The organism is Pseudanabaena sp. CCNP1317 (genome assembly GCF_034931345.1).
Taxonomy (GTDB): Bacteria; Cyanobacteriota; Cyanobacteriia; order Pseudanabaenales; family Pseudanabaenaceae; genus Pseudanabaena; species Pseudanabaena galeata.
Genome location: NZ_JAYGIF010000076.1, coordinates 1 through 9356, shown reverse-complemented (window position 1 = coordinate 9356; position 9356 = coordinate 1). Strand labels below are relative to the sequence as shown.

The window sequence follows — 9356 nt, the reverse complement described above, 5'->3', positions numbered from 1 at the left end:
ATCTAGACTCTAACAAACGGCATCGACTGGTCACAATCGTAATGGATTGGGTGGCGTGATCGGATAGCACGCTAAATAGATCTAAATATTGAGAGTGCTCTGGGATGACCTTCCCATTTTCATCCAGTAAGCTTTCGATATTGTCAATTAAAATAGCGAGTTTTCGCTCCTTGAGTATCCTTCGTAGTCTGTCTAAGGTAACTGTAAACTGTGAGGAAGACGTTTCATGAAAATCTCGATTAAACCACTCGTCTAAAACACTTTTAGCTGTAGGAATATTGGTAACATCAATGGGCATATATAGCTCAATAACCTGATACCCATTACTCTCTAGCTCTTGTAAATATTTTTGAGCCACAGTTGTCTTGCCCTGACCACCCACACCGTGGATCGCAATTACTCGGTTAGCCTTTGCTAGAGCATTCAGACTTTCTATGGCGCTAGTCCTTCCCAAAAAGCTGAGGTTTATCTCTTCAACTGGCTGTTCAAATGGCTGTTCAACTGTTTGTTTTTTTACCTCATTGTATTTTTTTACCTCATTGTATTTTTTTACCTCATTGTGTTTTTTTATCTCATTGTGTTTTTTTACCTCATTGGGATCAATATCCAATACTTTGCAGCAGGAAATAAAGCTATTATCACTAATCCTTACTTTGCCAGTCCGAAACCGATTCCATGTTTCTGGAGACACAAGCGCCTTTTCCGCCCAATAGCGATCGGTTTTATTACGACCACTGTTTTTAATGGTGACATTGACTTTCTCCACCCCAGCGCTCGACAGTCTAGACATAGCGAAAACCTTATACTCAATCAAGCCCTAAAGTTCATTTTACACGAACACAGTCAAGGAATTAGTCTTTTTTGTCTTTTTTGTCTTTTTTGTCAGTAGATTTCAGGAAAACACTGAAACAAAAAAACTGACAATAATTTGTCTCATTTTGCTGCTTTAATTGCATTTGTAACATCAGTAAATAAATCAATCACGTATTTACTGATGTTATAGCTGTCGCCATTCTTGTTAGGACATAAAACCCTAATAGTGAGAGGCGGCGCTTCGCGCCGCCTCTCACTATTAGGGTTTTGATTTGTCCTGATACAGGTGGCTATAGCTATAACGTGGAAGGAATTCCTGCAATGTTGAAGAATCGGGGCTGGCGCGGGGGCACAGCCCCTACGCCAAATTTAAATTATTCAGGTAGGTGCAATCCCCCCGTGGTTACCCTGCATTGTTGCGATCGCTTTGCCTACTGCGACAGTATAGGCTCTGATCCCTCTTTTAAACTAGTTCTAATGATTTCCCATCCAGCCTTAAGGATATTGACCCATGATCCATCAATTGCCAGAAATCCATCAATTACCAGAAATCTATCCTTTGTTAGAAAGAAAAATCTGATGGTAGATGTTCCGCTACAACTCCGCCTATCTAGCTCCCTTCGAGTTTCATGCTCAATTATTCAACGCATTTATTTTAATGGTTTAGATATTAATCTCCTTGAAAAGGATAAACAACGTTATCAATACTCCAATCTTTATCGACAGTTATGTTGTCTTAATCCTCAATGGTGGAACACTTGTCAGGTTTCAAAAGAGGGAAGCGTAATCTCTAATGATAAAGCGATTGCCACTTTATTGCATCCGCTTTATCAACTGCACTTAACGTTTATGGGAAATTAGGTTGTATAGCAGTTGAAGAATTCAGATTCTGTAGAGCTACATTCAATTACCAGTCCAACATAATCTGACATCGCAAAAATTCTTTCCACGTAATATCGGCACCAAAACATGAATAATAACGACTATCCAAATGACTTTCCAGAATTCCGAATTATTAATTCATTCACTCTAGAAGTAACCCCAACTGCTCAGTTCGACACTTCAGGCTCCGCGTCAAATGCCGCAGCATCGCCACTGAACGTAAATCCTGAAAGCGAGATCGAACCTCTCATCCTGCTCGCTGAAGACAACGAAGCAAATATCCAAACCTTCAGCTCTTATCTAACCGCAATCAATTACCGTGTTATCCTCGCCAGAGATGGAGAAGAAGCAGTTGCGACGACTAAGACTTCTTCTCCAGATATCATCCTCATGGATATTCAAATGCCGAAAATGGATGGTCTAGAAGCGATCAGGCTGATTCGTAATGACGAAACAATTGCCAAAATTCCGATTATTGCCTTAACTGCTTTGACAAAGGAAAGCGCTCGCGAAGAATGTCTAAAGGCGGGAGCAAATGCATATCTGGCTAAACCAGTTAAGTTAAAAACTCTCAATACCATAATTCAGCAATTTTTATAGAGCATTTGCTATAGCACCCCAATGAAATGTAACGCATCCTTGGTAAACTACCGCTTACAAATTAGCCCATTAATTTTCTGACTCTTTCTACTTGTTTGGGAGCATTTAATTCTGTAAAAAGTGCGATCGCCTTTTCAAAATTATCTTGACAACCATGCTCCCGCATCTCGCGGGCAATCAAAGCTTCTTCTACTAATACCTTAGCCAGATCTAACTTTGGTTCTATCTTTATCAAGATATCTTTTGCTTGCAAACAGCACTCCTTCGCCTTGGTTAGATCTCCTATATTTCGATAGGCTTCTGCAAGTCCATACATGGCTTTGCTTTCAAGCTGTCTGTATCTAGCTTTACGACTAAATTGCAAAGCTGTGTTGTATATTTTCAAAGATTGATCGAATCTTTTATTCATGACGCATACAAATCCAAGATACAGGCAAGCACAGGCTCTTGAAGTGTCAGACATAGATAATGAGTCATTTATAATAACCTCATAAGTCTCTTCAGCCAATGCTACCGAAGCATCATGCTCAAGTTTCATAGCCAGCATGAAAGATTGAACTAATTGTGGATAAACAGTGAATAATTGCCGCAAGAGTGGGTGATCTGTATATTTGTACCGATCAATATTGTCTGCATAGGGCTTAGTCTGTACAATCGCTTCGTCAAGCTCACCCAATTCCAGTTTGCAGGCAAAAGCTTGAAAAATGAATAATTGCCGCACGAGTGGTCGATCTGTATATTTGTACCGATCAATATTGTCTACATAGGGCTGAATCAGGACAAGCGCTCCGTCAAACTCGCCCAATTCCAGCTTGCAGGCAAAAGCGTGAAAAACACAAAAAAGCAGAAGAGGTATTAATTGTTTGGAGTTGATTTGCTCAATAATTTTGATTGTCGATTCAAACTCCATGACTGCTTTTTTGGGGTCTCCTGAGAAGAAGTATAAGCTTCCGTGAAACCTTTTTGCTTGGGCTAAAATTAGAATACTTTGTTCTGGAGGTAAAAGTAATACTCTGTCTTCTATTTTATCTAATAACTCCAGCACCAAAGTTGGCGAAAGTCTTCCATAAAAAGCCATGTGAAGATTGTCGTCTCTGAGGAGATCTGGGTTCAAGAATATTTCTATAATTTTATTGAGATCGTTAGTTTCTAAGTAGTGATAGCATGGCTCAAACGCCATAAGGAGATCTTTGTCAGTATCTAAAGACTGAACTTTGGCTTTCCAAAAATCAGCAGCGTTATTATGAGCCTTGGTAAACTCTTCTTCATTTTGCTTGAGAAGATACACCGCTTCTGCACGCACAAGTGGATGTAGTGAATATTCTCCATTTATTAACTCCACTAAAGACCGATTTTTGAGAACTTCAATAATTTTGTTATGCTCTGCTTCAGGGATATCCCATAACTGATAGAACAGCGCCTCAACAGGAATATGGGGAATACTCTGATAACGATAACAACCCATCCGCCTTAGCAAGCCATAGGCTAATGGCTCCAGCTTTTTCAGATGTTCTAAATGTCCAGCGACCAGATCCTTTAAATCGGCTGAAGTTAGTATATCCGCACCGCGCTGTTCCCAGAAATTTGTAGCATTGCGATCGAAGTCCATATAGATTTCGCCACATAGACTAGTCATCGCTTTAGCATTTCCTCCTAGTTTACTATGCATTTCTGCCAATGACTTCTCATCAAAAAGCACATTGCTATAGGTGAAGTAATCTTGCCAATCGGACTGACTTAATGGCGGAATCGCATAGTTATAAACACTGCGTAATCTAGACTCTAACAAACGGCATCGACTGGTCACAATCGTAATGGATTGGGTGGCGTGATCGGATAGCACGCTAAATAGATCTAAATATTGAGAGTGCTCTGGGATGACCTTCCCATTTTCATCCAGCAAGCTCTCGATATTGTCAACTAAAATAGCGATCTTCTGCTCCTTGAGTATCCGCCGCAGTCTGTCTAAGGTAACTGTAAACTGTGAGGAAGACATTTCATGAAAGTCTCGATTAAACCACTCGTCTAAAACGCTTTTAGCTGAAGGAATATTGGTAACATCAATGGGCATATATAGCTCAATAACCTGATACCCATTGCTTTCTAGCTCTTGCAAATATTTTTGAGCCAGAGTCGTCTTTCCCTGACCGCCCACACCGTGGATCACAATTACTCTGGTAGCCTTTGCTAGGGCATTCAGACTTTCTATGGCTCTAGCCCTTCCCAAAAAGCTGAGGTTTGGCTGTTCAAATGTTTGTTCTTTTAGCTCATTGGGATCGAGGTCTAATGCTTTGCAGCAGGCAACAAAGTTAGCAAAACTAATCTTTATTTTGCCAGTCCGAAACCGATTCCAAGTTTCTTGAGACACAAGCGCTTTTTTTGTCCAATAGCGATCGGTTTTATTACGACCACTATTTTTAATGACTACATTGACTTTTTCCACCCCAGCACTCGACAGTCTAGACATAGCGAAAACCTTATACCTAATCAAGTCCTAGAGTACATTTTACACAAATACAGTCAAGGAATTAGTCGATAGCATACGATTAGCATTGTATTTTGTCAGTTTTCAGGACAATATTTAGACAAAAAACTGACAATAATTTTTCTGATTTTTTGCTTTAATAAATCTAGATTATCAATTCGGGGTGGGGTTTGGGCAAACTGTTTTACATGGGTAAAGCCAATGTAAATACTTTAATCACTAAGCGAAGTACAGGACAAAAATTTAATGGAGTTGAAGAAAGCCTCGGAATTGAGATGGATGTCAAAGATGAAGTGACGCAGGAAATCAAAGCCAAGACGAAAAATGCTTTTAGGTAAGCGACCGTGCTTTCTAGGTTTTAGGGGATTGAGCTGAGCAAGCCAAAGCCCCGAAGAAAAAGCCCAACATAAAGCTAGGGTGAGTAAAGCAATAAGTTTAGAAAGGCGTTCACCTGCGGGAGAGGGGCTAGGGGTAAGGGCTTTACAAACTTCCACGTAACATCAGTTATGAATTAAAATTTGTCTTTTTTTTGTCAGTTTACAGACTATAAATTGACAATAATTTGTCTGATTTTAATGATTTAATTAGAGCTTCATTACTCAAAACTAATTTTATTCACCAGAGGCAACCGTGGGGGTCTTGCCAATAAGTGAATAACGTAAATTCTGATTGTGAATAATAAAAAGAGTAAGGTCGGCATATGATGAAAGATACAGATAAAAATCAACATGAAAATCAATTTTATGTAACGCAAGACGTTGATACCTATACAGACAGAGTTGATCAGTTAATAGATCTGTTTGGAGATGTGGAAGATACTCTTCATTCTAAGTATCCCATTAACATCGCAAAAACTAATCTTGTCGATATCTACTCACCCTCGATCTCGAAGCAAGATTCTCTCAGAATTCAACCCTACATTATGCGGCATCCAGAGCCACTTTCCAAAATTCTAATTGTCTCTCCAGAACCTGTAGAGCAAAAGGCAAATTCACTTAATCATATTTTGTTGGTGGTCTATAGCTCAACCTTAATTGCAGCAGTGATGTGGACAATTAATCAAGGTATTTGGACACTCCCTTCCCTCTCAACTCTCTCAACTCACTTAACTCACTTAACTCACTTAACTCACTTAACTCACTCAACGAATAAGTATTAGGTTAATAGTTACTGATGTTACGTGGATAGAATTCCTACGATCATCTAAGTCTAAGGCTGGCACGGGGGGCACAGCCCCTACGAAAATCTAAATTATTGGAGTAGGGGCAATCCCTCCGTGGTTGCCCTGTCGTGCTAGCAACAAGAGATTCATCATCTGAGTTCCACGTAACATCAGTAGTTAGTGTGGAGAAGCCTTGCTCCGCTAATTATTAACTGGGAAGGAAGTAAGACTACCTAAACATTTAGTCACTTTAAGTTGAAGTCTAAGGAGAAAAGATTATGTCTACTGCAACCAAAGTTATGTTTCCTCATTCTCACTACTACGGTAAAGTTACGCCAGAGAACTTGATGTTTAACTCTAACTTGCAATATTTTTCGCATCGGGTCAGTATCATTTGTGCCTTAGAAACAGGCGGTAAAATCTCATTCCAAGAAGCCTATACACAGATTGCAGAGCTATGGTGGAAATTAGACAAATCTAAGCAATATCTGGCAATTTAACGATCCATCTACCATGTTCTCCATTGACATTCCTGAAGGGAAAACTGGTGTTTATGACTTGGGTGCGGTGCGATCAACAAGCGATCGCTCTCCGATCCTCAATGGCAAATGATCAACCTCTTTACCAATAGGGCATTGGTCAGCTAAGCAGGGATAGTGGCTGAAACGTCCATTTCATGCCGCTAAAAAAATGCAAATACGTCGATCACGCTTTAACTGTCCAGTGCCGAGTCAGGTGAATATGGCTTGATAGGAGAGTCAGTCGCTCCTAGGTTTGACTATCGAAATATGTCGATTGCCAATGCTGATGATATCAAAGCGCAGTTTCTCCACCTATGGCATGATCTAGATCCCTATGTCAGATCTGCTTAATTCTTGTTAGAGACAACAGGTTTGCCTGTGGCGATTGCCTGCTCAATAATGTTAGCAACTTGGTTGACACCACCAGAAGCAGCAATAGCTTTTTGCAACCTTACCGCATTCTCTTTGTACTCAGGATTAGTTAATACCCTCTGAATTACATTTTTTAAAACTGCTGCATTCAATTTCTTAACAGGAATCATTTCACCACAGCCGTTCCAAACAATTCTTGTCGCTACCCCTGGCTGATCATTTGCTACAGGAATCGCCACCATTGGTACACCATTAGTCAAGCATTCCATCGCTGTATTCATACCCGCATGGGTAATCATCAAAGCAGCTTTAGGAATAATTTCTAATTGGGGAGCATATTCTACAACCAAAGGATTTCCCTTGAGTACAGGCAGATCCTCTGGCTTGGAAGCACCACCCAAAGACATTACCAACTGCACATCCAAATCTGCACAGGCTTCTGCAATATCAACAAATACGTTTAAGAGTTTGTTTTGCAAAGTTCCCATAGAGGCATAAATCAAGGGTTGTCCCGTTAGTCGTTCAAAGGGAAAACTAATCGCTGGACGGCTCTGGGCAGATTGATAAGGTCCTGTAAAGTGGAAGTGGGGCGGTAGTTCTTTGCGAGGAAACTCAAATGCAGTAGGAGCTTGGCTAATCTGAGCAAGTTGGGAATAGCGCTGATTAGGGTGAGTGTGGAGTGGCAGATTATGCTGTTGTCGAAATTGATTGATTGCTTCGGTAATTGTTTTTGTGGCACTATTAAGAAGCTGATAGCCCAATTTATTACGTAAAATGCCTAACCAATTAGGATTGTAAGCCCAGTTAGTATTAAAAGGAGGAATAGAAGGTTCTCTATTTAGAGTTACTGCATTACATATGGTGACAAAGGGAAGATTCATAAAATCAGCGATCGTACCACCATAGGAAGAAACTTGGTCAACCAGCAATGCTTGTATCTGCAATTCTTGAATATGCTTAGGCACATCTCTTAACATCAAAACTGCTTCATTTTTAACAAAGTTAACGGTGTACTTTAGAGCAGCCAATCCTTTCAGTTTTCCAAGTTCTGTAAACAGCCTTTTATTTGTTCCCAGAGGAAGTTCTGTTACACCGATCGCCTGAAATCCTAGCCCTGCTGCCAAGACTGCCGCTTGCACATCCAATAGCCCTAAAAAAGTAACAACATGCCCACGCTTTTGTAATTCTTGCCCGATAGGCAACATTGGGTTGAGATGTCCTGTTGTACTTGGAGCAATAATCCCAAAATGTGTCATGGTTGGCGATCTCAATTTATTGGTATGGTGATTTTTATATTAACGTGATTTCGACGAACTAAAAGCAAGCAATTCCGCCCTGTCGTTGATAATCAAAAGCAGTTTGAAACCAAAGTAACGTCCGACTGAGTTTTTACCCAAATTGACTATGCCTTTGAATATTTTTTGAGGGGTGAGGCAATCAACAAATCATTCCCACCAATCGGCATTCCCTCTCCTTGCAAATATGCCCGAACCTCAGCACAATGAAACTCAATTGGTGACTTAAGTGACAATATTGCGATCTTAGCAAGAATTTGACCCACTTGAGGGTACTTGTCATCAAGGGGGGGGTAATAAGTTATCTACCTAACTAGCTGATATCTTGAGCGATGGTGAGCACATATGCCAAAATGTTGCAAAATTAAGGTCACTGGCTCAGCACAGCATTGCCTTCACTCCTGCTCCAAAAACTCGCGCATCACTTGATTAACCAACTGCGGTTGCTCTTGTTGCACCCAATGACTGCAATTAGGAATATAGCGAATCCGCAAATCCTGCACATATTCCTCCGTCCCATAGGTTAATTCCTTACCCAAAGCCCGATCCTCCTCACCCCAAATCATCAAAGTCGAAATTTTGAGAATATCCCACACTTTCTTCTTACATAGATAGGCAGGTAGATTACGATAGTAATTAATCGCACCTGTCAAAGCACCACGCTTAGCAAAAGCATTTTTATACTGCTCAATATCCGCATCCGTAAAAGCACTCTGATCGATCGCCATTCCTCGAAAAGCCTCTTCAATGAGCCGATAGTCATCTAACTGAATCAAGAACTCAGGCAGAAACGGAATTTGGAAGAACGCAATATACCAACTCTTCAGCATCTGCTGCGGAGTCTTTAGTCCTCCCGCAAACTTAGCAGGATGCGGCAAATTCATCACAATCAAACGACTCACTATCTCAGGATAGGCATAGGCAAAAGACCATGCGATCGCTCCTCCCCAATCATGACCAACCAGAATACAACTCTCATAGCCTAAGCCTTTGATTACTCCTCTAATATCTTCCACAAACTCGGACATCACATAAGCAGATTGAGCTTGAGGCTTATCACTATCGTTATAACCGCGCAGATCGACAGCAACAACTTTATGATCTTTCGCAAATTCAGGGATTTGATGTCGCCAAGAGTACCAGAATTCTGGAAATCCATGCAACATCAACATCAGCGCACCTTTACCCTCGGTAACGTAGTGCAATTTTATGCCGTTCGTATCAAC

At 40.7% G+C, this 9356-nt stretch carries 11 protein-coding genes and 1 pseudogene; 6 read left to right on the top strand and 6 right to left on the bottom strand.

Going from position 1 to position 9356, the window contains the following annotated elements; genetic code table 11:
- On the bottom strand, nucleotides 1-790 hold a 790-nt coding region (locus tag VB775_RS15400; protein WP_323216866.1), incomplete at its 3' end, for an ATP-binding protein.
- 500 nt (nucleotides 791-1290) lie between these two features.
- Here VB775_RS15400 and VB775_RS15395 point away from each other — a divergent pair.
- The gene (locus VB775_RS15395; RefSeq protein ID WP_323216865.1) at nucleotides 1291-1674 is read left to right on the top strand and encodes a hypothetical protein; all 384 of its coding nucleotides are present in this window, start codon (nucleotides 1291-1293) and stop codon (nucleotides 1672-1674) included.
- Between the two features lie 108 nt (nucleotides 1675-1782).
- A complete protein-coding gene (locus tag VB775_RS15390) occupies nucleotides 1783-2295 on the top strand; it encodes a response regulator (RefSeq protein WP_281009519.1) in 513 nt (170 codons plus the stop codon).
- Between the two features lie 61 nt (nucleotides 2296-2356).
- Here the strand turns inward: VB775_RS15390 and VB775_RS15385 are convergent, their stop codons facing one another.
- Nucleotides 2357-4762, bottom strand: coding sequence for an NACHT domain-containing protein (locus VB775_RS15385; protein WP_281009518.1), 2406 nt, complete (start codon nucleotides 4760-4762; stop codon nucleotides 2357-2359).
- Between the two features lie 206 nt (nucleotides 4763-4968).
- Between VB775_RS15385 and VB775_RS15380 the strand changes: the two genes are divergently transcribed.
- The 4 genes from VB775_RS15380 (at nucleotide 4969) to VB775_RS15360 (ending at nucleotide 6814) form a co-directional block, all read left to right on the top strand.
- Nucleotides 4969-5118 (top strand): hypothetical protein, encoded by a 150-nt coding sequence (locus VB775_RS15380; protein ID WP_281009633.1) that lies wholly within the window; start codon nucleotides 4969-4971, stop codon nucleotides 5116-5118.
- A 362-nt stretch (nucleotides 5119-5480) separates the two neighbouring features.
- Nucleotides 5481-5939 (top strand): hypothetical protein, encoded by a 459-nt coding sequence (locus VB775_RS15370; RefSeq protein ID WP_281009517.1) that lies wholly within the window; start codon nucleotides 5481-5483, stop codon nucleotides 5937-5939.
- Between the two features lie 281 nt (nucleotides 5940-6220).
- The gene (locus tag VB775_RS15365; RefSeq protein ID WP_281009516.1) at nucleotides 6221-6442 is read left to right on the top strand and encodes a hypothetical protein; all 222 of its coding nucleotides are present in this window, start codon (nucleotides 6221-6223) and stop codon (nucleotides 6440-6442) included.
- 246 nt (nucleotides 6443-6688) lie between these two features.
- Nucleotides 6689-6814 carry a hypothetical protein gene (locus VB775_RS15360; RefSeq protein WP_323216864.1) on the top strand — a complete coding sequence of 42 codons (126 nt, stop codon included), beginning with the start codon at nucleotides 6689-6691 and terminating at the stop codon, nucleotides 6812-6814.
- Here VB775_RS15360 and VB775_RS15355 read toward each other — a convergent pair.
- The 4 genes and pseudogenes from VB775_RS15355 to VB775_RS15340 all read right to left on the bottom strand — a co-directional run.
- Nucleotides 6811-8091, bottom strand: coding sequence for a glycosyltransferase (locus VB775_RS15355; RefSeq protein ID WP_281009515.1), 1281 nt, complete (start codon nucleotides 8089-8091; stop codon nucleotides 6811-6813). The two genes, VB775_RS15360 and VB775_RS15355, sit on opposite strands and share 4 nt — an antisense overlap.
- A 60-nt stretch (nucleotides 8092-8151) precedes the next feature.
- A pseudogene (locus VB775_RS15350) lies at nucleotides 8152-8256 on the bottom strand (transposase); the annotation flags it as partial.
- Nucleotides 8238-8396 carry a hypothetical protein gene (locus VB775_RS15345; protein ID WP_323216862.1) on the bottom strand — a complete coding sequence of 53 codons (159 nt, stop codon included), beginning with the start codon at nucleotides 8394-8396 and terminating at the stop codon, nucleotides 8238-8240. The pseudogene VB775_RS15350 and the gene VB775_RS15345, both read right to left, overlap by 19 nt.
- Before the next feature lie 129 nt (nucleotides 8397-8525).
- The coding region (locus VB775_RS15340; RefSeq protein ID WP_323216860.1) for an alpha/beta hydrolase at nucleotides 8526-9356 on the bottom strand (831 nt) is incomplete at its 5' end.

Coding starts and splice junctions, on each gene's coding strand:
- VB775_RS15380 (WP_281009633.1), top strand. CDS start 4,969: ATGGGTAAAGCCAATGTAAATACTTTAATCACTAAGCGAAGTACAGGA.
- VB775_RS15390 (WP_281009519.1), top strand. CDS start 1,783: ATGAATAATAACGACTATCCAAATGACTTTCCAGAATTCCGAATTATT.
- VB775_RS15365 (WP_281009516.1), top strand. CDS start 6,221: ATGTCTACTGCAACCAAAGTTATGTTTCCTCATTCTCACTACTACGGT.
- VB775_RS15370 (WP_281009517.1), top strand. CDS start 5,481: ATGATGAAAGATACAGATAAAAATCAACATGAAAATCAATTTTATGTA.
- VB775_RS15385 (WP_281009518.1), bottom strand. CDS start 4,762: ATGTCTAGACTGTCGAGTGCTGGGGTGGAAAAAGTCAATGTAGTCATT.
- VB775_RS15355 (WP_281009515.1), bottom strand. CDS start 8,091: ATGACACATTTTGGGATTATTGCTCCAAGTACAACAGGACATCTCAAC.
- VB775_RS15395 (WP_323216865.1), top strand. CDS start 1,291: ATGATTTCCCATCCAGCCTTAAGGATATTGACCCATGATCCATCAATT.